Raw genomic sequence first — 21,838 nt, forward strand, 5'->3', positions numbered from 1 at the left:
ACTTCCGGCACAGACCGATCAAGGTTCCGACTCGCGTCCACGCGCCCCCGCCTGCTCCGAACGCCGTATCTCGCCCACCCCGACTCCGACGCCCGGCCGGCGATATATAGTTGCGCGACACATGCAACTGCTTGGTGAGGCCACGAGAGGTTTGGGCATGGGCGATCTACCCCCGGACGAGGATCACAGCACGTCACCCGGGGAGTCCGAGGGCCATGAGCCCATCCGGCAACTCGCCGAGGGCGTCGACCGCCTTATGCGGATGTTCATCCGCACGCGCGCACAGCTGCTGGACCGCGCTCGCGACGACGTCGACTGGTCGGTCCAGATCCTGATGGGCGTGCTGGTGAAAAACGGGCCCATGCGCGTCAAGCAACTGGCGGAGCTGGTCGAGTCCGACCCCTCCACCGTGAGCCGTCATGCGGCACAACTCGTACGTGACGGCTTCCTCGAAAGACGCTCCGACCCCGCTGACGGCCGCGCCTGCCAGTTGGTGGCCACCGACAGGGCCCGGCGCGCCGTCGCCGACCGGACACGGTCACGCGACACGCATTTCGAGGAAATGCTCCACGGATGGGACAGCCACGATCGCGAGAGGTTGGCCGCACTACTGGTGCGCTTCATCGACGACTTCGAAACGTACAAAACCGCGCTCGCGGCCAAGGACTGGAAGGGCTTCCGTCCCCCGGTGAGCCAAAAGGAGAGCACCGCATGAGTTCCACCAGCGCCGCGTCCGCCGATACCGGCTCGGCCGGTACGGGGGCAGCGCCCAGTACCGGCTACACCCACCAGCAGATCATGGTGATCCTGTCCGGCCTGCTGCTCGGGATGTTCCTGGCAGCCCTGGACCAGACCGTCGTCTCGACCGCGATCTACAAGATCGGTGAAAGCCTCAACGGGCTGACCGCGCAGGCATGGGTGACCACCGCGTTCCTCATCACCTCGACGATCGCCACCCCGATGTACGGCAAGCTGTCGGACCAGTACGGGCGTAAGCCCTTCTTCCTCTTCGCCATCGCGGTATTCATCACCGGCTCGGCGCTCTGCACGCTCTCCACCTCGATGTACATGCTGGCCGCGTTCCGCGCCTTCCAGGGCATAGGCGCCGGCGGTTTGTTCTCCCTCGCCTTCGCGATCATCGGCGACATCATCGCGCCGCGTGAACGGGCGAAGTACCAGGGCTACTTCATGGCCGTCTTCGGCACGTCCAGTGTGCTCGGCCCGGTTGTCGGCGGCGCTCTGGCCGGCCAGGACACCCTGCTCGGCATCGACGGCTGGCGCTGGATCTTCCTCATCAACGTCCCGATCGGCATCGTGGCGCTGATCGTGGTGGCCAAGGTCCTCCACCTGGAGCACAACCGGCGCGAGCACCGCATCGACTTCGCGGGCGCCATCTCGCTCATGGTCGCACTGGTGCCCCTGCTGATCGTCGCGGAACAGGGCAGGACGTGGGGCTGGGGTTCCACCTCCTCGCTCGTCTGCTACGTCGTCGGCGTCCTCGGCATCGTCAGCTTCCTGTTCGCCGAGCACCGGGCGGGCGAGGACGCGCTGCTGCCGATGCGGCTCTTCCGTAACGGCGTGTTCGCCGTCGGGGCCGCCCAGTCCATGATCATCGGTATCGGCATGTTCGGCGGAATCACCCTGCTGCCGCTCTACCTCCAGCTCGTCAAGGGCAACTCCCCGACCAAGGCGGGTCTGCTGACCCTCCCGCTGGTGCTGGGCATCATGGCGCTCTCCGTCGTCGCGGGCCAGATCACCTCGCGCACCGGCCGGTACAAGATCTTCCCGATCATCGGTGGCGGACTGCTCGTCATCGGCATGCTGATGCTGTGGCGGCTGTCGGCCGACAGCGGTCTCTTCTACACCGACATCTCGATGTTCGTGGTCGGCGCCGGTCTGGGGCTGAACATGCAGACCATCGTGCTGGCCATGCAGAACGCCGTGCCGCCGCGCGACATCGGCGTCGCCACCTCGTCCACCACGTTCTTCCGGCAGATGGGCGGTACGGCGGGTGTCGCCGTGTTCCTGTCGATCGTCTACTCCGTGGTGGGCGGCAAGATCAGCGACGCCTTCGCCGACGCACGCGGCACAGCCGCCTTCCAGGCAGCCGCCCATGCCCACCCCGACCAGCTCAAGACGCTGACGTCCGCCTCCTCCGGTTCGGTGGGCACCCTCAACGACACGTCGTTCCTGAGCCACCTCGACCCGGTCCTCGCCCACCCCTTCAAGGTCGGCTTCACGAACGCGGTCACCGTGGCGTTCCTGGTCGGCGCCGTGGTGCTGGTGGGCGCCTTCGTACTGGCCTTCTTCATCAAGGAGGTGCCGCTGCGCACCACGGCCGCGGCCTTCACCAAGGACCCGGCCGAGGCCGAGGCGAAGTAGGCGGACCACACGGATCCCGAGCGCCGCGGGAAGGCCTCCCTGCCTTCCCGCGGCGCTCACCGTGGTCCTGGCAGCGGCCGACGCCGGTGCCGACATCGGCTGGACTGTGCCGGTGGACTCAGACGCGGGCGGGTTCGCGGTGGTGCGTGGGTCAGGTGAAGGGCCGCTCGACGGCTCAGCGACGGGCCTCGCCTCAATCCTGAAATCGTTTTCAGCGCCGTGCGCGGATCAGCGGGAGATCGAGATCGCGAAGGGCGCGAATCCGCTGGACCGAATCACGTGCGGTACGAACAGGATCGCGGCTTCCGTCGCGCGGGCGGTCTGGATCCCGCCGAGATCAGTGATCCACTCCTCGCGCCAGCCGAGGTCGGTGAGCAGTTCACGGACGGTCTGCTTGGCCTGCGGGTCGTCGCCGGAGAGGAAGGCGTCGGGCGCCCGGGTGAGCAGGTCCGGCGCCGTCATCACCGGGAAGAGCATGGTGTTGAGTGTCTTGACGACCCGTGTTTCCGGGAGCGCTTCCTGGAGAAGCTCGGCGAGACTCGAGCCCGGGTAGATCAGGTCGGCGGGCAGTCCGCCCGGTCCGTCGACGGTGGCGTTCGAGACGTCGACGAGGATCTTGCCGCGCAGTTCCTCGCGCAGGACGACGAGCCGGTCCAGCGAGCCGTCGCCCGGGGTGGCGTTGATGACGATCCGGGCTGTCCGGGCAGCGTCGGCGGCGGCGCCCGGCGCGCGGTCCGCCACGGTCACCTCGTGCCCTGCGCGGGTGAGGGCTGTGGCCAGGTTGCCGCCGACGCGGCCGTTTCCGAGAACAGCGATCGTGGTCATGATGATCTGGTCCTTCCGTGCGTGCGGGTTGTGGTGCGTGGTCAGCGTGAGAGCGTGGCAACGGCCTCGGCGTGCACGCCGGGCGCGGCGGCCAGGAACCCCTCGCTCTGCGGGGTCCAGGGGCGGCCCTCGGCGTCGGTGATCCGTCCGCCGGCCTCGGTGACGAGCAGCGCCCCGGGCAGCAGGTCCGCGCGGGCACCGGCGAACTGCCAGAAGGCCTCGATCCGCCCGGCGGCGACGTTCACCAGGTGCAGGGTCGCGGGGACGGCGGTGCGGACGACGAGCGCGTCGAAGAGCATCGAGGTGATCGAGGAGCCGACGCGCCGCACGACCTTCTCGTCCTCGTCCGGCCGGGCCTGGCTGGTGGCCACGATGCTCAGGCCGAGGTCCTCGGTCCGGGAGACGTGCAGCGGCCGGCCGTCGAGGTGGGCGCCCGCGCCGGTGAGCGCGGTGTAGGTCTCACCGGTCAACGGCAGGTGGACCACGGTGAGCACCGGCTGGTTCTCGCGCACGAGGGTGGCGGTCACCGCCCACTCCGGCAGGGCGTGCAGGTGGTTGACATTGCCTTCGGCCGGATCCACGACCCACCATTCGCCGGCCGGCAGAGCCCCGCCGTCCAGTTCGTCCTCCACCCAGCCGGCGTCCGGGCGCAGGCGCGTGAGGCGGGGGCGCAGGATGTCGAGGGCCGTGTCGTCGTTGGCGGCGAGCGCGCGCATCAGCTCATCGCGGGTCTGGTAGCGGACCACCTCGCCGAAGCGCTCGCGCAGCGCCGTACCGGCCGCGCGCACGGCGATCGCGGTCTGGTCGAGCAGGTCGGCGTCGGAGGCGGCGACGTCAGTGGTCTGAAGCGTTTCGGGCATGGCGGTACTCCCGGGTGAGGAGGGGTGATGAGGTCGTTCGGGCCGAGCTGTGCGTTCCGTCTTGCGCTCTCGTCTCGAAGGTATAGAGGCCCTCAATTAACTTCAAATGCATGTTAAGCACGGCTAGGATTACTCACATGCAATTGGATTTGAACCTGCTCGCCGCGCTCGACGCGCTGCTCGAGGAGGGAAGCGTGGCCGGCGCGGCCGCACGCCTGCACGTCACCGCACCCGCGATGAGCCGGAGTCTGGGCCGAATCCGGCGCACGACCGGGGATCAGATCCTGGTGCGCACCGGCCGCACGATGACCCCGACGCCGTATGCGATCGCCGTCCGGGAGCAGGTGCACGAGCTGCTGCACCAGGTCCAGGGGGTGCTGGCACCGAGCCGTGAACTCGATCTGGCGACGCTGGAGCGCACATTCACACTCCGCTGGCACGATTCCCTGGTCACCTTGAGCGGCCCCGCACTGCTCGCGGCCGTACGCGGACAGGCGCCGGGCGTGCGATTGCGCTTCGTCGCCGAATCGAGCATCGACACCCCCGAGTTGCGGCGCGGCGAGGTCGACCTGGAGGCGAACGCCAACCGCCCGAGCGCACCGGACATCCGCGCCGAGAACGTGGGTGAGACCGGCCTCGTCATGGTCGTGAGGCAGGGGCACCCCCTCGCTCGCGTCAGGACCGTCACCGCGGAGCGGTATGCCGACGCTGAGCACGTCACCGTCTCGCGACGTGGAAACCTCAGCAATGCCCTCGACGATGCCCTCGCGCAGCTCGGCCTCACCCGCCGCGTGGTGGCGACCGCGCCCACGGAAGCGGCCGCGCTGGAGTTCGCGCGCGGTTCCGATCTCGTGATCAGCGTCCCCGAAGCCACCACCCGGTCCGCGGTGGCCGACCTCGGCCTGGTCGTGCTCCCCCTCCCGATCGAACTGCCCCCGGCACCGGTATACCTGTCGTGGCATCAGCGCTACGACACCGATCCCGCCCACGCGTGGCTGCGCGGGCTGGCGCGCACCGCGCTGAACGTCGCCCCGTAACCGCTGGTCACGGAGGGGATGCTCTGGTCGTGGAACGTGGCCCTTCATGAGAGGGCGGTAGGTGACGTGACCTCGCATCTGTCGTCACGGGAGCGTGCGGGATCGCGGACATCTCCGTGCCGGTCGCCGGCAGGGGGCGGAGCTCGTCCGTCAAGGCCGAGAGCCGCACGGCCTTTTCAGGGTCGAGTCCGGACAGCGCCCTCGCTCAGCTCCCGTCCTCAGCCGGTACGGGCTCGTCCGCGGTGTCGGCCATGACGAGGCCGGCGCTGACAGCCTGCCGGTCGTCGATCCCGACGCGCCGCAGGAAGGCCCAAAGGTCCAGCTGAGTGCATGCCCAGCTGGGATCGTATGCCGCGGTGGGCAGTTGGGGAATGCGCTTGCGGCCCGTTCCGTCCAGCCGATACGGCTCTTCGAATGCGCTGTTCCATCCGGTCCGCTGCCGCCACAGGCCACCACCTGCCGCAGACTCGCCGTCTTCCGGCCCGCCCTGTACGGCGCGCGGGCGGAACGGTCAGGCGGCGTAGCAGAGCGCCTCAGCGTCGGCCGGGGCCGTGGCGTGGGCGACGTTCGCGTGCACGGGGCGGGCGGTGGTCGCGGCCCGCGAGCGGTTTCGCGCGAAGACGACGAGATGCAGCACCGCGAACCGCGCGACACCGGCGAGAGCGGAGGCGGACAGGTAGACGACCTGCTCGAGCAGCGCACCGGGCGTCGCCGCCAGCTGCCGCAGGGCAAGCATGGCCAAGCAGGTCACCGTGTACGCGGCCGCGGCCGACCCGGCCGACTGGACATGCTGGCGCCAGGTCGCCCGCCTGCTCGCGCCGAAGGTGAAGCGGGCGTGCAGCTCGGTGGCGAGAACCGTGGAGACCACGGTGATCAAGGCGTTGGCGAGGACCCAGGGAATCCTGGCGGCGAGGGCCGCCACGGCAAAACTGGAGGCGAGCCCCACCCCGCCGCCGAAGAGCACGAAGCGGGTGAAGGCGGTGAAGGCGCGGGGTGCCGCCTGCTGCCGGCTCTGTGATGTCGCCATGGCCCGACCTCTCTGATGTCTCACTCCGCCAAACGGGCACCCCTCCGCGCGAAGCCGAGGACTGCATCCCTGTGGCGCCATAGTGGCACACACATGGCGTCACGCGAAGGTGTTTTATGGCGTCAGCGCGTGCCACTGGATGCCCCCGCAATGTCGGAGAGGCCGCGACAGCGCGGGCCGGCCACCCGCCACAGCTCGGGTACGCGCCGGACGTGCGGTGCGCCCTCGTCACCGCCCTCGTCACCGCCACCGCCACCGTCGCCGTCGCCGTCGCCGTCGCCGTCGCCGTCCGGGAGATCCGCCAGGCAAGGAGGGATCGAGGGCAAGCCCCCTATGGCGCCCATCGAAGGGGCCCGCAATCGGTCGCCGGAGTCCAGAAGCCGCCCCGGCTGACCCCGTGACGCCAGGGGAAGCGATCGGTGTCCGCCATGGTCGAGCCGGGAGACCGGGCCCGGTGCCGCGTTGGCGCGTCTGACGGGTCGGCGAATTTCCGCAGGTCAGTGCCATTGAGCCGACCCCGACCCGCAATCACTTGCCCTACCGGCTTGCGCATGGCGCCATAGTGGTGCCACTATGGCGTCATGGATCTCATGCCGTATGTCGACAACCTCCGTCGCGAACTCGCGGTGGCCGCCGAAGCCGGTGGCGAAGAGGCGCGCGAGTTGGCGGAGCGGCTCACCGCTCCGCTGGAGTCCGCGACACGTCTGACGCTGCTCAATGTGCTCTCCGCCGCGATGGACGAGATCACCCGTGAACTCGCCCCCGGCTCGGTCGACGTACGACTGCGTGGACTCGACCCCGACTTCGTGGTGACGCGGCCGGCGGCCGACGAGGCGTACGAGGACAGGAGCGGGCCCGCCGAGCCGCTCAGAGCACCGGCCCCGGCGCCCGCGGAGGGCGACGACGGCGGCACCGCCCGCGTCAATCTGCGCCTGCCCGCCCACCTCAAGGCGCGCGCCGAGGAGGCCGCGAGCCGCGAGGGCCTGTCGGTCAACGCGTGGCTGGTACGAGCCGTGTCGGCCGCGGTCGACGGCGGCACCCGGCCGCGTACGCCGGAGGAGACCCGTACCACCCGCACCACCCGCACCGTCGGACAGAGCCTCACGGGCTGGGTGCACTAACCGCGCCAAGGCCACCCCACTCAACTCACTTCACTTCACTCACACCACGTCCCACCAGCAGGGACACCGCGAAGACCCAAGAGGACGGGACACCCATGCCTTCTTTCGACACTCCCCAGCCGATCTCGGTCACCGCCAACGTGGCCGCCGGTTCCATCCAGTTCTCGGCGAGCGACCGCCTCGACACGGTCGTCGAGGTGCGGCCCCGCGACCCGAAGAAGGACAAGGACGTGCGGGTCGCCGAGCAGACCGAGGTCACGTACGCGAGCGGCATGCTGACCATCAGGACGCCCAAGGGGCGCTACCTCGTCGGGCCCACCGGCAGCGTCGACGTGACGGTCGAACTGCCCACCGGCTCGCGCGTCGACACGACCGGTTCCTGGACCCAGGTGCTCGGCGAGGGCCGGCTCGGTGAGGTCCGCGTCAAGACGTCGTCGGGTGACGTCCGCCTGGATGCGACGGGCCCGCTGCAGCTGACCGCGTCGCACGGCTCGATCACCGTGGACCAGATCGACGGCCTGGCCGAGATCACCACCAGTTCAGGCAGCCTGCGGGTCGGTGTGGTGGACGGGCCGGCGGTCCTGAAGAACTCGCACGGCAGCACGACCGTCGGCGTCGCGCTCGGCGAGCTGCGGGTGAGCGGTGCCAACGGGGACATCGACATCCAGCGCGCCGAGAGCTCGGTTGCCGCGACCACCGCCCACGGCACCCTTCGGGTGGGCGACGTGGCCCGTGGCACCGTCCAGTTGGAGACCTCCTACGGCGCCATCGACGTCGGCATCCGCAAGGGCACGGCCGCCTGGCTCGACGTCAGCTCGGGCAACGGGCAGGTGCGCAACGCGCTCACCGCGTCCGACAGCCCGGACAAGTCCGAGGACACCGTCGAGGTCAGGGCCCGCACCCGCTACGGCAACATCGACATCCGCCGCGCCCGGCCCTGACCCGTCCGGCCGCTTCACACGACCAAGGCCACTTCACGGCCCACCACACCTGCAACGCCCACCACACCTTCGAACTTCACCGCTCACCACACCCTCCGACTTCACCGCTCACCACGCCTCCGAAAGGGAGGACCCTATGCCTTCTCCTGTCATGCCCACGCCCAGAAAGGGTGACGGCCGGCAGTCACCCGCCGCGGTCTCCGCCGTCCGGCTGCGCAAGGCCTACGGCGACAAGACCGTGCTCGACGGCATCGACCTGGCCGTCCCGGCCGGAACCGTGTTCGCACTGCTCGGCCCGAACGGCGCCGGCAAGACCACCGTCGTGAAGATCCTGTCCACACTCATCACCGCCGACGGGGGCCAGGCCCACGTCGCGGGCCACGACCTGGCCGCCGACCCCCAGGGCGCCCGCGCCGCGATCGGTGTCACCGGCCAGTTCTCCGCCGTCGACGGCCTGATCACCGGCGAGGAGAACATGTTCCTCATGGCGGACCTGCACCACCTGCCCAAGCGCGCGGGCCGGCGCGTCGCCGCCGAACTCCTGGAGCGCTTCGACCTCACCGAGGCCGCGAAGAAACCGGCTTCCACCTACTCCGGCGGCATGAAACGCCGCCTGGACATCGCCATGACCCTGGTCGGCGGCCCACAGATCATCTTCCTGGACGAACCGACCACCGGCCTCGACCCGCGCGCCCGGCACAACATGTGGCAGATCATTCGCGAACTCGTCGCCGACGGCGTCACCGTCTTCCTCACCACTCAGTACCTGGACGAGGCCGACGAACTCGCCGACCGCATCGCCCTGCTGAACGACGGGAAGATCGCCGCCGAAGGCAGCGCGGAAGAGCTGAAGCGACTGATCCCAGGCGGCCATGTACGCCTCCGCTTCAGCGACCCGACCGCGTACCGGTCCGCCGCCGCCACGCTGCGCGGGGCCACCCGGGACGACGAGGCACTGGCGTTGCAGATCCCGAGCGACGGCGGTCAGCGCGAGCTGCGCTCGATCCTGGACTGGCTGGACGCGGCCGGCATCGAGGCGGACGAGCTGACCATGCACACCCCCGACCTCGACGACGTGTTCTTCGCCCTGACCACCGCCGGCACCCCCGACCAGACCAAGGAAGACGTCCGATGAGCCACCTCGCCCTCGCCGTGCGCGACTCGTCCACGATGTTGCGGCGGAATCTGCTGCACGCTCGCCGCTACCCGTCCATGACGCTGAATCTGCTGCTCACGCCGGTCATGCTGCTCCTGCTCTTCGTCTACATCTTCGGCGACACCATGAGCGCGGGGATCGGCGGCGGCGCCGACCGCTCCGAGTACGTCGCGTATCTCGTCCCCGGCCTGCTGCTGATGACGATCGGCAGCACCACGATCGGCACCGCGATCTCCGTCTCCAACGACATGACCGAGGGCATCATCGCCCGCTTCCGGACCATGGCGATCCACCGCGGCTCCGTGATCATCGGGCACGTCATCGGCAGCGTCCTGCAGTCGGTCATCAGCGTGGTCGTCGTCGGCGCTGTCGCCGTGGCCATCGGCTTCCGTTCCACCGATGCCACCGTCGTGGAGTGGCTGGCGGCGTTCGGACTGCTCGTGCTCTTCGCCACGGCGCTCACCTGGGTAGCGGTCGGTATGGGCCTGGTCAGCCCGAACGCCGAGGCCGCCAGCAACAACGCGTTGCCGCTGATCTTCCTGCCGCTCATCTCCAGCGCCTTCGTCCCCGTCGACGCGATGCCGGGCTGGTTCCAGCCGATCGCCCAGTACCAGCCGTTCACCCCGGCCATCGAGACCCTGCGCGGGCTGCTGCTGGGCACGGAGATCGGCCACAACGGGTGGCTGGCCGTGGCCTGGTGCCTGGGACTGACCGTACTCGGCTACGTCTGGTCCAAGTCGGTGTTCGACCGCGACCCGAAGTAGCAGGCCGCGGCCCGCGGACGATCCCGCTCCAGGGCGCCCGCGTCCTGCGAGGGGGTCATCCTCACCGGCTGCGCCCGCGAGAGAGGGCGGCGTTTCGACAGCCGGCCGGACACGGCGGTGACGCCCACCGCCCTCGCGGTGTCAACACCGTTGACAAGAACGCCCGTTGACGTCGGTAGTCCGAGCCCACCGCACCGTGACCTCGTGACACCTTGAGCCGATCGAGTCCCCTCTCACACCTCGACGTGCGAGCCCATGATGACCGTACGGTCGCGGGGAAGGCCGAAGTACTCGGCCGCGTCGGCCGAGATGTAGGAGGTGGCGATGAACAGCCGCTTGCGCCAGGGTGCCATCGTCGGGGCCTTGCCGCGCCGGAGCTCGATCTTCGACAGGAAGTAGGACACCTGGTCGAGTTGGAGCGGTCCTTCGGTTTCGGCCGGGTCGAGCAGAGCCAGCGTGGCAGGCACGTCCGGGGTCTCCATGTAGCCGAACCGGGCGGTGACGTGAATGATCCCGTCGTCGGCATACCCGAGGTCGTCGATGACGATCCGCTGGTCGGCCGGGACGCGGGGCACGGGCTCGGTCCTGATGGACAGGATCACGACATGCTCGTGCCGTACGTGGTTGTGCTCGACGTTGGCTCGCATGGCCAGGGGCGCGGTCTCCTTGCCCCGGTTCAGGAAGACGGCCGTGCCGGGCGCCCGGAGCGTCGGCATCCGCCCTGAGCGGAGGTCGTCGATGAACTCCGGCAGCGAGCCTTCCTGGCGTGCGCGTTCCGCGGTGACGAGTGCGCGGCCGCGCTGCCAGGTCGTCATGACGGTGAACGCGGTGAGGGCGATCAGCAGCGGCAGCCACGCTCCGTGGACGAGCTTGGTCATGTTGGCGGCCACGAACAGCAGGTCCACGAACAGGAGCACGCCGGCGCCGATGGCGAGCAGCCACCGGGGCGTACCCCACTTGGCGCGGGCGACATAGAAGAAGAGCAGGGTGGTGATGGTGATGGTGCCGGTGACCGCCATGCCGAACGCGTAGGCCAGCGCCGCAGAGCTGCGGAAGGCGAAGACCAGGGTGAGCACCGAGACCATCAGGAGCCAGTTGATCCAGGGGACGTAGATCTGGCCGATCGTGGATTCGGAGGTGTGCGCGATGCGCAGCCTCGGCAGGTAGCCGAGCTGCGCCGCCTGGGAGGCGACCGAGTACGCACCGGTGATCACGGCCTGGGAGGCGATCACGGTCGCCGCCGTCGCCAGTACGACCATCGGCCAGCGGCCCCAGTCGGGCACGAGCAGGAAGAAGGGACTGCTGATGTTGTCAGGATCGTCGAGGATCAGCGCGCCCTGGCCCATGTAGCTCAGGACGCAGGCGGGCAGTACGAGGAACATCCAGCCCAGGGTGATCGCCCGCCGGCCGAAGTGCCCCATGTCGGCGTAGAGCGCCTCGGCGCCGGTGACCGCGAGCACGATCGCGGCCAGAGCGAAGAAGGCCGTACCCCAATGGCCGAACAGGAAGCCCAGCGCGTACGTCGGGGACAGCGCCTCGAGGATGTCCGGGTGGCCGGCGATGCCGACGACGCCGCACGCGCCGATGGCGACGAACCAGACGATCATGACCGGTCCGAACACCCGGCCCACCGCTGCGGTTCCCCGGCGCTGCACCAGGAACAGCATCACGATGATCACCGCGGTGATGGGTACGACCGCGCCGCCCAGGGACGGCTCGACGACCTTGAGCCCTTCGACTGCGGAGAGCACCGAGATCGCCGGGGTGATCATGCTGTCACCGAAGAACAGCGACGCGCCGAAGATGCCCAGTGCGGCCAGTACGACGGCGGCCTGACGCCCACGCTGCGAACTCCACCGCCGCAGTTGGGTGATCAGCGCCATGATGCCGCCCTCGCCGTCGTTGTCGGCGCGCATCGCCAGCAGCACGTAGGTGACCGTGACGATGATCATCACCGACCAGAACACCAGCGAGACCACGCCGTACACATTGTCCGTGGTGACCGGGACGGGATGCGGATCGCTCGGGTTGAACACCGTCTGGAGGGTGTAGATCGGGCTGGTGCCGATGTCGCCGAAGACCACGCCGAGAGCACCGATGACCACCGCGAGGCGCACCGAGTCGTGCGCGCTCGCCCGACGGACTTCCGGTGTCCGCGACGCGGATCCGTCATCCGACGCGGTTCCCTGCTGGCGGTCGGCCATGGTGCTCCTCCTCGGTGCCGGCCGCTGAGCCGCGGATCCGGGGCATCGGGGCGGACGATACCGATCCACGGGCGCGACGGTCGGCAAGAGGGCCGCTCTGTCTCGAGTGGTGTCTCCGGCAGGTCTTCGACGGGAGCAGACCGCTCGCCACGGCGGTGGCCGTCATCGACGGAACGGCGATCCTCGACTCAGGACCGTCGGGTTCGTCGAGCGACGAAGAAACGGTGACCCGCCGTGCTGGACGGTTCTCCATCGGCCACCGAGATCTCGACGAGTCGACGGGTGTCGTGCCTCCTGGCGTGGACGACCCGCCGTACCAGCGCCCGATCCACCCGCAGTGACGTCAGGGTGCATGGTGTCCTTGTCCGCGTTGTCGGGCCCGCCGGCGATCACCATCCTCCTCTTCGCATTCGGGACACTCCCCTACGCGTGGTGGGTGACCAGGAGGAAACCCTCGCAGACGACCCGCTGGGCCGTGATCGGCAGCGCGGCGACGATCGCCGCCTATGGGGCCGGAACCGTCTACGGGCTCGCCTTCACGAACCCGCTTGACGTATGCGGGGACAAGACCGCCGACGGCGTGTACACGGATGCCGGGCGGGAATACAGCCTGACCTCGGTGAACGTGGACAGCTTCCCTCCGTCCATCACCTGCCACTGGACCAGTGGCCACAGCACCCAAGAGGTGTGGTTCTGGGCCCCGTTCCTGTTGTACGCATGGTTGGCCTGCGCCGTCATCTGCTTGGCCCTGCTCCTCATCGACCGATCGCGAAGGCCCTGAGCGTGGGTCACGTGACGGGGATCTCGTAGCAGACGGTCCGCGGCCACATCGCCGGTCCTCGTTCACAGCCAGGTGACGGCCAGCCAGATGTTCACGACCGCGATGGCGATGAGCCCGACGTTGAGTGTGATCCGGCGGTCTTCGCCGGTCAGGTGGACGGCGATCGCACCGATCTGCAGGAGCACGAACCCGATGGCCGCGACCAGTGCCAGCCCGGGTGCGATTCCGGTCAGGGGCGGCAGGATCAGCCCGGTCGCGCCGAGCATCTCGACCGTCCCCAGCGCCCTCACCACGGGCAGGGGCAGGCGGTCCACCCAGGCCATCATCGGGCGGAGTCGATCTCGGCCGCGGAAAGTCTTCATCGCGCCTGAGTAGAGGTAGAAGAGGGCGAGCGGTCCGGCGACGATCCAATACGTGATGTTCATGATTCCCATCCAGGTCACCGGTTGCGGTGACCCGTCGGTTCCCGGGGCAGCCCTTGGAGAAGGTCCGAGCCACGGTCTGAGTGATCCGGAAGCGGAGGGCGGGAGCGCCCTGGCTGCGCCGGTCAGGTGGAAGACGGCCGGGCGGTGTCATCCCGCCGGCTTCGGGTGAGGTCAGTGGCGGGCTCGGTCGCGTAGCGGCTCATCGCCTGGGCGCCGGCCTGCGGCGTCAGTGGCCGGCCATCGGCGAGCAGGTCCTGGAGGTCTCGGAAGTACTGCACGTAGAGGTCGGGGGTGAATGTGCTGAGCATGACTGCGGGCTGGTCGGTGATGTTGGCGAAGGTGTGCGGGGCGCCGGGCGGGACCATCACGAGCGCGCCCGCGGTGGCGTCGTAGTCCTGGTCCCCGACGGTGAACCGCACCGAGCCGGAGACGATGTAGAAGCCTTCGTCGTGCTGGGCGTGGCGGTGCTGCGGCGGTCCGGGGGTGCGCGGGGCGAGGACGGATTCGGCGATTCCGAGGCGGTGCCCGGTGTGGCTGCCGTCTTCGAGGACGCGCATGCGCGTGGTGCCCATGACGATCGTTTCGCCTTCGTCGGGGCCGACCACCGATACGGCGGGGTCGGCCTGCGGTGCGCTGGTCTTCGCTTCTTGGGTCATGCTCCGAGTGCACCGCCAGGGCCCCGCTGCTGTCCAAGACCCATTCCGCGACGCCTATGCCGTTTGGGTATCGTTGCAGCGTGGAGCTACGTACCCTGCGCTACTTCGTGGCGGTCGCTGAGGAACTCCACTTCGGCCGGGCCGCCACTCGACTGCACATGAGCCAGCCGCCGCTGAGCCGGGCGATCAAGCGGCTGGAGACCGAGGTCGGTGCCCTCCTGTTCGCCCGCTCGCCCGTGGGCGTCACGCTCACCGCGGTGGGCACCGTGCTGCTCGACGAGGCGCGGGCCCTGCTCGACCACGCCGACCGCGTCCGCGCGGTCGTGACCGCGGCGGCCGGCGTCGCGACCGTCACCGTCGGCATCCTGGGCGACAGCACCGACCCGGGAGCGACCAGGCTGGCCGCCGCGTACCGTCGAAGCCACCCGGGCATCGACATCCGCGTCCGCGACACCGACCTGACCGACCCGACCTGCGGGCTGCGCGCCGGACTGGTCGACGTCGCCCTGACTCGGGCGCCGTTCGACGAGACCGCCCTGACGGTGTGTGAGCTGCGTACCGATCCGGTGGGCGTGGTCCTGCGCGCCGACGATCCGCTGGCCCACCGCAGCCGGCTGCGGCTGGCCGACCTGGGAGACCGGCGCTGGTTCCAGTTCCCTCAGGGAACGGACCCGATCTGGCAGTCGTACTGGAACGGTGGCGAGCCGCGCGAGGGCCCAGTGGTGCGCGTAGTCCACGAATGCCTGCAGGCCGTGCTGTGGAACGGCACGGTCGGCCTGGCCCCGCTCGGGCACGACCTGCCCGCGGAGCTGGCCGTGGTGCCGCTGACCGACATGGCGCCGAGCCGAGTGGTGGCGGTGTGGAACGAGGGTGACACCAACCCGCTGATCCGGTCGTTCATCGAGATCGCGACAGCCGCATACCGCCGCTGAGCACCTGGCGGGCGGCGTCGCCGCAACTCGCGTCGCACGGGATGCCGAGCGACTCACACGGCTCGTGCGTGGCCCGGGCACCTACGAGGGCACGTACCTGGCCGCAGTCGCGGGCCACCGGATCGGTCCTGATCGCATCGAGGCCCATCGCACCTTCGTGGCCGTCGGCGCTGACGAGCATGGAGGCCGGGCCCCCGGGTTCTCCGCGCTCGTCCTCGCCCCCACCGGAGCTCCACCTGCTGTTCGTCTCCGACGAAGTCCACTGGTCACCGACCGCGATCCAGTCGATCGATCCAGCGGCCAGGGCCTCGTCGTGAACGGCGGGAGCGCGGCCGGCGATCCTCTGCCCCCGCAGGACCGGTTTCGCCGGGGCTTGCAGGTTCCGGCCGATGCCGGAGCACCCCTGCGCTGGGCCCGTCGCGTAGTCGCGGGGATTCGTTCCCCGGTTGTCAGAGGGCGGGGTGCTGGTCGCGCACCGGGCTCAGCGTCTCCAGCAGCGCGGCGATGTGCAGGACCGTCGAATCCGCGTGCAGGTTGGCCGCCAGCTGCACAGCGATCGGCATCCCGTCGCCGCTCGTACCGAATCGCATCGACAGAGCTGGGTGTCCTGTCAGGTTGAAGGGGACGGTCGTCGACGACACGTGGAAGGGGCCCACCGTCCGGCCGTCGAGGGTGAACTCCCCGAGCTGATGCTCGTGCGCGGGGATCGTGGTCACCGGGAGCAGCAGGACGTCGTACTCGTGGAAGTACTCCGCGAAACCGTCCCGGAGCCGCTCGACGCCCTGTTCGGCCTCGACGTAGTCCTCCATCGACGTGTCGGGCATACCGGCCACGAACTTGGAGTAGCTGAACATCTGGTCCTCATGACCCGCGGTGACCTCCGCGAAGGCCGGCTTCACCTCCATGGTGCTCAGCTTGGTCCAGATCTTGAGGGGGTCGTCGCGCTCAAGAGCGGGGATGTCGACAGCGTCGACCCGGGCCCCCGCCGTCCGCAGGGCGTCGGCAGCCGCCCGCACGGTCGCCGCGACCTCCGCGTCGGTCGGACCGAGTCCCGAGTCGACCAGCCAGCCCACGCGCACGGGCCGGTCGGGGGAGGCACCGAGGCCGGTGTCGAACTCGCGCGGAGCGGTGGCAAAGCCGTCGGCGCCGTCAGGACCGGCCACCAATGAATACGCCAGTGCGAGGTCGCGGACACTGCGGGCCATGGGACCGACGTGCCAGTTGCGGCGGGGTTCCCGCGGCCAGATCCCCGTCATCGGGATGCGGCCGTGCGTCGGCTTGAAGGACACGACACCGGTGTCGGCCGCCGGCCCGCGCACCGAGATGGACAGGTCGCTCGCGAGTCCGAGCGGCGACATCCCGGCCGCGATCGCCGCGGACTCCCCGCCGCTCGAACCGCCGGACGAGCGGTTGAGGTCCCAGGGGTTGTTCGTCCTGCCCGTCAGGAGGTTGTCGGTCTCGATCCAGTACGAGAACTCCGGGAGGTTGGTCTTCGCCAGGAGGACCCCTCCGGCTCTCTTGACGCGTGCCACGGCGGTGGCGTCCTTGGCCGGGATGCGCCCCGCGAAGATCGGCGAACCGCGCTGGGTGAGTACTCCGGCGGTGTCGAACGAGTCCTTGACGGTGAAGGGCACACCGTGCAGCGGCCCCACTTCGCCGCCCGCCGCGAGCTTCTCGTCTGCCGCCCTCGCGGCCTCCAGCGCGCCATCGGCGAGCGTGACGATGGCGTTGAGCCTCGGATTCGTGGCTTCGATGCGGTCGAGGTGCGCCCGCACCACCTCGACAGAGGACACCTTCCCGGTCCGGATCAGCTCGGCGAGTTCGCTCGCGTCGCAGCGAATGAGGTCGGTGGTCATGTTGAAACCTTTCCTGGACCGGCCCACTCAGGATTCCTAGACCGGTTTACTCCATGGAGCACCGCTCTGCTCGGTGAGCCCGGCCGGAGGTGACTCGCCAGACGTGCAGAACCTGCGCGTGACCGTCATGGCGGGGTCGATCCGACCGGCGCCGCCCCTACGCCGGCGCAAGGTCCCATTGCTGATGGCACGGTCCCTCCCCACTGACCAGGAGCTCGGTCGCGGTCTCAGGTCGGTGGCGCGGTCGACCAGCCGCACGTCGCGGGCATTTCCGCAGGGCGCGGTCGGCCTGGGACCTCAGATCTGAGGTGGCGGAGCGGGAGCCCCCGCGGATGGGCGGGCTCGGTATGCGAAGAGGGACGCCAACATGCACAGCGTGCTGCGCGAGGCGGCACGCGACTTCACGGGAGACGCGACTTCGCGGGAGACGCGGCGGCCGGGCGATCGACTGGAGGCCGATCGCCCGCCCCTCGTACCAGCAGGTGTCAGCTCGCCTCGTTCGCGGGCCAGGCGCCTGGGTAGGGCACGCGCAACGCCTCGGGCGCCACGGGAGTGTGCTCGGCGGCCGCCCGGACGCGTCCGTCGCGCAGGACGATGGCACCGCTGCGGAGCATGGTCGTGACCAGTTCGATGGCAAGGGCCTCGGGGGTTACGGCCAGGAGGTGGGCGGCGTCGGTCAGCCAGGCGCGGGCGTGGAGGTACGGCTCGACCTCGTCCGCCGGGATCCCGTCGCGGATCATCAGGGCGAAGGCGAAGATCCGGCGAGCGCCGTACCAGATGGCTCCGGCGGGGTCGTCGACGAGTCGCTGGGCCCGGCGAAGGGCGGCGGAGAACGCGGCCGCGGGGTCCGTGGGTATCGGGCCGTGCGAGGGCAGGATCAGGCGGGGGCCGAGGTCCGCCATCCGTTTGAGGGACGCGAGCGCGGTGGTCGTCGCGTCGGGGCCGTCGAGGGCGAGATTGACCCAGCCGACGTCGTAGTCCGACAGTGCGTCCCCGACGACAAGGATCCGCTCCTCCGGCTGCCACAGCGCGAGATGGCCCGGAGTGTGGCCGGGGGTACCGACGGCCTGCCAGTCGGCGTCGCCCAGCCGCAGGACCTGGCCGTCGTCGAGCGGGACGTCCACGGTGTACGGGGCGACGGGTTGGTCGAGGTACTCGGCCCCGCAGCAGCCGGGGTCCCGCCGGGTGATGGCGTCGGCCTCCGGTGTCCCGGCGGCGATGGCGGCGCCTTGGGCCTGGAGGAGGGCGTTGCCGCCGACGTGGTCGGAGTGCCAGTGGGTGTTGACGACCAGGTCGATGGGGCCGGCGTGTGCGCGGGCCCAGGTGGCGGTCTCGTCGGCGTGGCCGACGAAGCCGGTGTCGACCAGGGCCGGTCGCCGTCCGGGCAGCAGGAGGGTGTTGGCGTCAGGGAAGGGACGCTGCCACCACGTCAGCCAGGACGGCGGGGTCGTGTCGGAGGCCCGGGGGCTCATGCGGCGGGCCGGTTGACGCGGATCAGGGTCTGCTGGCCGTTGGCGACGAGCTTGCGGGCGCCGTCGGCCTGGACACCGTAGACCTCCAGTTGACAGACGGTCAGGGTGCGTCCGGGTCTGAGGACGGTTCCGATGGCTTCGAGGTGGTCACCGGCGGTGGGTGCGAGGAGATTGATCTTGTACTCGACGGTGAGGACCTCGGATTCGTCGTCGAACAGGGTGAACGCGGCGTAGCCGCCGGCGCTGTCGGCGATGGCACTGGTGGCGCCGGCGTGGATGTAGCCGTTCTGCTGTGTCAGCTCGGGGCGGGCCCGGAGCACGATGTGGACCCGGCCGGGCCCGATGTGGGTGATCCGTGCGCCGAGGTGGGACATCAGGCCCTGCTGGTCGAAGCTGGCCTGGATGCGCTCGCGCACCGCGGGGCTCGACTGTTCCTGCTGGTCTTCCACGCGCGTGCGCTCCTTCGGATCCGTGTCGGGTGGAGCGGGACGGGTTCCTCGGCCGGCCAGGCGTTCCGCCAGCAGGAAAATTCCGATGGCGATCATCATGGCACCGCTGATGCGCGTGACGATATGGGCGACCGAGGGGCGGGTGCTCGGGACCGTCCGTGCCAGGACACCGACGGCGAGGTGGGCGACTGTGCACGCGGCCGGATGCGCCGTGTTGAGGAGCCAGTCCGCGCGACGACCGGCCAGCCCGTGGCAGGGTGGATGAACGGCGGGAACAGCGAGAAGTACAGCAGGAGCGCCTTCGGGTTCAGGCCGCCGGTCCCGGCGCCCTTGAGCAGGACCCGCAGCCGGGAAGGGTCAGCACTTTCTCCGGCGGCTGTCGGCACGGCCGGCTCTCGCGGAACCCCCAACCCAGCCACAGCAGGTAGCCGGCGCCCGCCACGGTCAGGGCGGTGAGCGCGGCCGCTGAGCTCGCCACGATGACTGCCAGGCCCGTGACGGCCACGAGCACGTAGACCGCATGGCCGGCAGATCGGACCGGTGACGGCCGGGACGATCGAACGTCTCCGCAGGCCGGCGCTGCGGCTCGATGGCCGCCTGACGGTGACCGAGCCGGCCGCTCGTGTGCGGTTGAGCGTCTCACCCCGCCACCGCCGACTGCGCGACCTGGAACGTGAGGGAGCGATCCGCGGCTACCAGGTCGTCGTCGATCCGGCCGCCGTCGGCCTCAACTTCGAGGGCCTCGCCCTCCCAGCCTGCGCTGGGAAAAACCCGACACCGTCACCGCGTTCGGAGAGGCCGTGTCCACCGTCCCCCACGTGCTGCAGTCGCGGCGTCTGTTCGGCGAACCGGACTGCCTCCTGCGCGTGGCCACCACCGACTTGCCGCCTTTCAGCAGCTCTACGACCAGCAGTTGGCCCAGCTTCCCGGAGGCCAGCGCCTGACCTCCACCCTCGTCATGAAGAACGTCATCGACGAACGGCCGTCGCCCCAGTAGCCGCAACGTCTGAGGGTCAATTCCGCCGGGGCGGCCCGGGTAGGCGGAGAGCCCCTGGGCGCCGGACCAGGATCGCGCAGCCGTCGCATCGCACCCAGACGCACGGCGAGGTGCAGCGTCCGTACGGTTTCACCGTGCCCGAGATCGACTGCTTGGCCGAGGCGTCTACCGCCGTTCTCTCGCGTGACCGCATCTTCTGACACTCTGTCCGGTCTGCCGGGCATGCCTGATCCGCACGGAGGAGCGGGACATCGTGCGAGTTCCCCGCGACCGTGTCACTCCGACGACGGAACGGTGTCCCCACGGCGTGGTCCTGGAGTCCCTGAAGGCGACAGGAAGTTGCGGGCGAGAACGTCCAGTGCTTCCGTGACCTGCCTCAACCGGCGCGGCTCGTCGGATCCGAGGGCGGCGATCAGCGCTTCGTCGATGCCGGCGGCGCGGACCTGCGCCACGCGCTCGGACACCTCGTCGGCCTGACGCACCAGCAGCCGGCGCCGGTCGGCGGGATCCGGGGCCGTGTGCACCGATCCGGCCTCATTGAGGCGGGCGACGGCCGAGGACACCTGGCTCTGCGGCAGGCCGGTGCGCGCGGCGATCTCGCCGACGGCGGTGTCGGGGTGGTCGGCGATGTCGCTGGCCACGACCAGCACCAGCCGGGTGCTGCCGGCGTAGCGGCCGGTGCCGCCCGGAGGCTCCGGCAGGGCCTCCTCGCCGATCTTCATCAGGGTGCGCCCCAGCAGGAACAGCTCGACTCCGTTCACTCCCCCAAGGTACATCGAAATTGATCCATCGAGATTGATGCATCCAACTCGATGGGTTATGGTGGTCGGCAAGAGCGACGGACGGTCCGCCGCCCGCGAGGGGGAGGCATCATGTCCAAGACCACCGGCACACTGTCCGTTCCTGGCGCGGACCTGCACTACCAGGTCTGTGGTACCGGCCCGCTGCTGCTCATCTCGCAGAGCGGAGAGGGCGACGCCGACCGCACGGTCGACCTCGTTCCTCATCTCACCGGCTCCTACACCGTGGTGACCTACGACCGCCGCGGCCTGTCCCGCAGCCGCCTCGAGGAACCCGGCCGGGGCGCGACTCTGGTCGAGCACGCCGACGACGTCCACCGTCTGCTGGCCTCGCTCACCGACGCGCCCGCTCTCATGCTCGGCTGCAGTCTCGGAGCCGTCATCGGCATGCACGCGGCCCTGCGGCATCCCGGACAGATCGGCGCCCTCATCGCCCACGAGCCCGTCGCCCCGCGCCTCCTGCCCGATGACGAACGTGTCCGCCACGAACGCGAACTCACCACACTCCAGGATCTCTACCTTCGCGAGGGCCTCGCCGCCGCACTCCCGGAGATCGCCAGGACTCTGGGCATCGACCCCGCCGCCACGGACGCGGAACCCGGTCTCACGCCCCAGCCGGTGAACGCCTTGCGCGCCGCCAACTTCGACTACTTCATCCGGCACGACTTCACCGCGGTCGTTCACGACACCCTCGACACCGCGGCACTGAAGGACGTCGGAACCCGCCTCGTGCCCACCGCCGGGCGCACCACTCCGCGGACCGTCTTCGATCGCCGAGCCGTGACGGAACTGGCCCGGCTGGTCGGCCGTGAACCGCAGGAACTGCCCGGCGGCCACAACGGGAACACCACCCACCCGCGGGCCTACGCCCAGCGAGTCCGGGAGATTTTCGACGCCGGACACTGACGAGCTACGACCCTCGCCACACCCCACCGGGCGCGGGACGGCGCGAGTCTGACGGGCCCTCGCCTCGGACCCGGCCGTCCGTGCGCGGATCCAGGTCGAGCAGGCCGCTGGTACTCCGTCAATCCGTCCGCGGCGGCATCCGGGCGCCGCGGAGCAAGCCTGCCAATCCGTTGACGGGCTGGGGCCCGTCGTGCTCGGCCTACCGGATCCGTTCAGTCAGCAGGAAGTCGCGCCGGTGGCCGAGGAG

Annotated in this window: 22 protein-coding genes and 2 pseudogenes; 13 read left to right on the forward strand and 11 right to left on the reverse strand. The window is 69.9% G+C overall.

Annotated features, from left to right (window positions below; genetic code table 11):
- Positions 1-157: 157 nt before the first annotated feature.
- On the forward strand, positions 158-715 hold the full coding sequence (locus ACFVTC_RS18010; protein ID WP_390127967.1) for a MarR family winged helix-turn-helix transcriptional regulator: 558 nt from the start codon (positions 158-160) through the stop codon (positions 713-715).
- Positions 712-2,382: an MDR family MFS transporter gene (locus tag ACFVTC_RS18015; protein WP_390127969.1), complete on the forward strand. Its 1,671-nt coding sequence runs from the start codon at positions 712-714 to the stop codon at positions 2,380-2,382. The genes ACFVTC_RS18010 and ACFVTC_RS18015 overlap by 4 nt, the downstream gene beginning before the upstream one ends.
- Before the next feature lie 228 nt (positions 2,383-2,610).
- On the opposite strand, the gene ACFVTC_RS18020 is transcribed toward ACFVTC_RS18015, so the two are convergent.
- Complete coding sequence (locus tag ACFVTC_RS18020) at positions 2,611-3,207, reverse strand: NADPH-dependent F420 reductase (protein ID WP_390127972.1); 597 nt, start codon at positions 3,205-3,207, stop codon at positions 2,611-2,613.
- Positions 3,208-3,248: 41 nt separating this feature from the next.
- Positions 3,249-4,067 (reverse strand): 3'(2'),5'-bisphosphate nucleotidase CysQ, encoded by an 819-nt coding sequence (locus tag ACFVTC_RS18025; RefSeq protein ID WP_390127974.1) that lies wholly within the window; start codon positions 4,065-4,067, stop codon positions 3,249-3,251.
- Between the two features lie 137 nt (positions 4,068-4,204).
- Here ACFVTC_RS18025 and ACFVTC_RS18030 point away from each other — a divergent pair, with 137 nt between their 5' ends.
- Entirely contained in the window at positions 4,205-5,104 is a 900-nt protein-coding gene (locus ACFVTC_RS18030) for a LysR family transcriptional regulator (RefSeq protein WP_390127976.1), read from the forward strand.
- A gap of 511 nt (positions 5,105-5,615) precedes the next feature.
- Here the strand turns inward: ACFVTC_RS18030 and ACFVTC_RS18035 are convergent.
- Positions 5,616-6,131: a hypothetical protein gene (locus ACFVTC_RS18035; RefSeq protein WP_390127978.1), complete on the reverse strand. Its 516-nt coding sequence runs from the start codon at positions 6,129-6,131 to the stop codon at positions 5,616-5,618.
- 116 nt (positions 6,132-6,247) lie between these two features.
- Here ACFVTC_RS18035 and ACFVTC_RS18040 point away from each other — a divergent pair, with 116 nt between their 5' ends.
- The 5 genes from ACFVTC_RS18040 to ACFVTC_RS18060 all read left to right on the forward strand — a co-directional run bounded on the left by ACFVTC_RS18040 (position 6,248) and on the right by ACFVTC_RS18060 (position 10,113).
- Positions 6,248-6,532, forward strand: a complete 285-nt coding sequence (locus ACFVTC_RS18040) for a hypothetical protein (protein WP_390127980.1) — start codon at positions 6,248-6,250, stop codon at positions 6,530-6,532.
- A gap of 180 nt (positions 6,533-6,712) precedes the next feature.
- A complete protein-coding gene (locus ACFVTC_RS18045) occupies positions 6,713-7,252 on the forward strand; it encodes a hypothetical protein (protein WP_390127982.1) in 540 nt (179 codons plus the stop codon).
- 95 nt (positions 7,253-7,347) lie between these two features.
- A complete protein-coding gene (locus ACFVTC_RS18050) occupies positions 7,348-8,193 on the forward strand; it encodes a DUF4097 domain-containing protein (RefSeq protein ID WP_390127984.1) in 846 nt (281 codons plus the stop codon).
- 136 nt (positions 8,194-8,329) lie between these two features.
- Positions 8,330-9,328 (forward strand): ATP-binding cassette domain-containing protein, encoded by a 999-nt coding sequence (locus ACFVTC_RS18055; RefSeq protein ID WP_390127986.1) that lies wholly within the window; start codon positions 8,330-8,332, stop codon positions 9,326-9,328.
- On the forward strand, positions 9,325-10,113 hold the full coding sequence (locus tag ACFVTC_RS18060) for an ABC transporter permease (protein WP_390127988.1): 789 nt from the start codon (positions 9,325-9,327) through the stop codon (positions 10,111-10,113). Before ACFVTC_RS18055 ends, ACFVTC_RS18060 begins: the two co-directional genes overlap by 4 nt.
- 233 nt (positions 10,114-10,346) lie before the next feature.
- Here the strand turns inward: ACFVTC_RS18060 and ACFVTC_RS18065 are convergent, their stop codons facing one another.
- Positions 10,347-12,317: a potassium transporter Kup gene (locus ACFVTC_RS18065; protein WP_390127990.1), complete on the reverse strand. Its 1,971-nt coding sequence runs from the start codon at positions 12,315-12,317 to the stop codon at positions 10,347-10,349.
- Positions 12,318-12,669: 352 nt separating this feature from the next.
- Between ACFVTC_RS18065 and ACFVTC_RS18070 the strand changes: the two genes are divergently transcribed.
- On the forward strand, positions 12,670-13,098 hold the full coding sequence (locus ACFVTC_RS18070) for a hypothetical protein (protein ID WP_390127992.1): 429 nt from the start codon (positions 12,670-12,672) through the stop codon (positions 13,096-13,098).
- A 62-nt stretch (positions 13,099-13,160) separates the two neighbouring features.
- Here the strand turns inward: ACFVTC_RS18070 and ACFVTC_RS18075 are convergent, their stop codons facing one another.
- Both ACFVTC_RS18075 and ACFVTC_RS18080 read right to left on the reverse strand, forming a co-directional pair.
- Positions 13,161-13,523: a DoxX family protein gene (locus ACFVTC_RS18075; RefSeq protein WP_390127994.1), complete on the reverse strand. Its 363-nt coding sequence runs from the start codon at positions 13,521-13,523 to the stop codon at positions 13,161-13,163.
- 122 nt (positions 13,524-13,645) lie between these two features.
- The gene (locus ACFVTC_RS18080) at positions 13,646-14,179 is read right to left on the reverse strand and encodes a cupin domain-containing protein (RefSeq protein WP_390127996.1); all 534 of its coding nucleotides are present in this window, start codon (positions 14,177-14,179) and stop codon (positions 13,646-13,648) included.
- A 56-nt stretch (positions 14,180-14,235) separates the two neighbouring features.
- On the opposite strand from ACFVTC_RS18080, the gene ACFVTC_RS18085 reads away from it, so the two are divergent.
- Together ACFVTC_RS18085 and ACFVTC_RS18090 are read left to right on the forward strand one after the other, a co-directional pair.
- Positions 14,236-15,111 carry a LysR family transcriptional regulator gene (locus ACFVTC_RS18085; protein ID WP_390127998.1) on the forward strand — a complete coding sequence of 292 codons (876 nt, stop codon included), beginning with the start codon at positions 14,236-14,238 and terminating at the stop codon, positions 15,109-15,111.
- A 4-nt stretch (positions 15,112-15,115) separates the two neighbouring features.
- Positions 15,116-15,368: pseudogene (locus ACFVTC_RS18090) on the forward strand (hypothetical protein); the annotation flags it as partial.
- 192 nt (positions 15,369-15,560) lie between these two features.
- Here ACFVTC_RS18090 and ACFVTC_RS18095 read toward each other — a convergent pair.
- The 4 genes from ACFVTC_RS18095 to ACFVTC_RS18110 all read right to left on the reverse strand — a co-directional run bounded on the left by ACFVTC_RS18095 (position 15,561) and on the right by ACFVTC_RS18110 (position 19,531).
- Complete coding sequence (locus ACFVTC_RS18095) at positions 15,561-16,967, reverse strand: amidase (protein ID WP_390128000.1); 1,407 nt, start codon at positions 16,965-16,967, stop codon at positions 15,561-15,563.
- A gap of 485 nt (positions 16,968-17,452) precedes the next feature.
- Complete coding sequence (locus tag ACFVTC_RS18100) at positions 17,453-18,439, reverse strand: MBL fold metallo-hydrolase (RefSeq protein WP_390128003.1); 987 nt, start codon at positions 18,437-18,439, stop codon at positions 17,453-17,455.
- Positions 18,436-18,888, reverse strand: coding sequence for a PaaI family thioesterase (locus ACFVTC_RS18105; protein ID WP_390128005.1), 453 nt, complete (start codon positions 18,886-18,888; stop codon positions 18,436-18,438). Before ACFVTC_RS18105 ends, ACFVTC_RS18100 begins: the two co-directional genes overlap by 4 nt.
- A gap of 307 nt (positions 18,889-19,195) precedes the next feature.
- Positions 19,196-19,531: a LysE family transporter gene (locus tag ACFVTC_RS18110; protein ID WP_390128007.1), complete on the reverse strand. Its 336-nt coding sequence runs from the start codon at positions 19,529-19,531 to the stop codon at positions 19,196-19,198.
- Between ACFVTC_RS18110 and ACFVTC_RS18115 the strand changes: the two are divergent.
- Positions 19,444-19,885: pseudogene (locus tag ACFVTC_RS18115) on the forward strand (Lrp/AsnC family transcriptional regulator). The gene ACFVTC_RS18110 and the pseudogene ACFVTC_RS18115 sit on opposite strands and share 88 nt — an antisense overlap.
- A gap of 275 nt (positions 19,886-20,160) precedes the next feature.
- Here ACFVTC_RS18115 and ACFVTC_RS18120 read toward each other — a convergent pair.
- Positions 20,161-20,646, reverse strand: coding sequence for a MarR family winged helix-turn-helix transcriptional regulator (locus tag ACFVTC_RS18120; RefSeq protein WP_390128010.1), 486 nt, complete (start codon positions 20,644-20,646; stop codon positions 20,161-20,163).
- Positions 20,647-20,757: 111 nt separating this feature from the next.
- Between ACFVTC_RS18120 and ACFVTC_RS18125 the strand changes: the two genes are divergently transcribed.
- Positions 20,758-21,591, forward strand: a complete 834-nt coding sequence (locus ACFVTC_RS18125; RefSeq protein WP_390128012.1) for an alpha/beta fold hydrolase — start codon at positions 20,758-20,760, stop codon at positions 21,589-21,591.
- Positions 21,592-21,838: the final 247 nt, after the last annotated feature.

The organism is Streptomyces sp. NPDC057950, from assembly GCF_042887295.1.
Classification (GTDB): Bacteria; Actinomycetota; Actinomycetes; order Streptomycetales; family Streptomycetaceae; genus Streptomyces; species Streptomyces kaempferi.

Bases quoted from the DNA above. Each gene is read 5' to 3' on its own strand.
- ACFVTC_RS18010 (WP_390127967.1), top strand. From the start codon at position 158: ATGGGCGATCTACCCCCGGACGAGGATCACAGCACGTCACCCGGGGAG.
- ACFVTC_RS18015 (WP_390127969.1), top strand. From the start codon at position 712: ATGAGTTCCACCAGCGCCGCGTCCGCCGATACCGGCTCGGCCGGTACG.
- ACFVTC_RS18020 (WP_390127972.1), bottom strand. From the start codon at position 3,207: ATGACCACGATCGCTGTTCTCGGAAACGGCCGCGTCGGCGGCAACCTG.
- ACFVTC_RS18025 (WP_390127974.1), bottom strand. From the start codon at position 4,067: ATGCCCGAAACGCTTCAGACCACTGACGTCGCCGCCTCCGACGCCGAC.
- ACFVTC_RS18030 (WP_390127976.1), top strand. From the start codon at position 4,205: ATGCAATTGGATTTGAACCTGCTCGCCGCGCTCGACGCGCTGCTCGAG.
- ACFVTC_RS18035 (WP_390127978.1), bottom strand. From the start codon at position 6,131: ATGGCGACATCACAGAGCCGGCAGCAGGCGGCACCCCGCGCCTTCACC.
- ACFVTC_RS18040 (WP_390127980.1), top strand. From the start codon at position 6,248: ATGGCGTCAGCGCGTGCCACTGGATGCCCCCGCAATGTCGGAGAGGCC.
- ACFVTC_RS18045 (WP_390127982.1), top strand. From the start codon at position 6,713: ATGGATCTCATGCCGTATGTCGACAACCTCCGTCGCGAACTCGCGGTG.
- ACFVTC_RS18050 (WP_390127984.1), top strand. From the start codon at position 7,348: ATGCCTTCTTTCGACACTCCCCAGCCGATCTCGGTCACCGCCAACGTG.
- ACFVTC_RS18055 (WP_390127986.1), top strand. From the start codon at position 8,330: ATGCCTTCTCCTGTCATGCCCACGCCCAGAAAGGGTGACGGCCGGCAG.
- ACFVTC_RS18060 (WP_390127988.1), top strand. From the start codon at position 9,325: ATGAGCCACCTCGCCCTCGCCGTGCGCGACTCGTCCACGATGTTGCGG.
- ACFVTC_RS18065 (WP_390127990.1), bottom strand. From the start codon at position 12,317: ATGGCCGACCGCCAGCAGGGAACCGCGTCGGATGACGGATCCGCGTCG.
- ACFVTC_RS18070 (WP_390127992.1), top strand. From the start codon at position 12,670: ATGGTGTCCTTGTCCGCGTTGTCGGGCCCGCCGGCGATCACCATCCTC.
- ACFVTC_RS18075 (WP_390127994.1), bottom strand. From the start codon at position 13,523: ATGAACATCACGTATTGGATCGTCGCCGGACCGCTCGCCCTCTTCTAC.
- ACFVTC_RS18080 (WP_390127996.1), bottom strand. From the start codon at position 14,179: ATGACCCAAGAAGCGAAGACCAGCGCACCGCAGGCCGACCCCGCCGTA.
- ACFVTC_RS18085 (WP_390127998.1), top strand. From the start codon at position 14,236: ATGCCGTTTGGGTATCGTTGCAGCGTGGAGCTACGTACCCTGCGCTAC.
- ACFVTC_RS18095 (WP_390128000.1), bottom strand. From the start codon at position 16,967: ATGACCACCGACCTCATTCGCTGCGACGCGAGCGAACTCGCCGAGCTG.
- ACFVTC_RS18100 (WP_390128003.1), bottom strand. From the start codon at position 18,439: ATGAGCCCCCGGGCCTCCGACACGACCCCGCCGTCCTGGCTGACGTGG.
- ACFVTC_RS18125 (WP_390128012.1), top strand. From the start codon at position 20,758: ATGTCCAAGACCACCGGCACACTGTCCGTTCCTGGCGCGGACCTGCAC.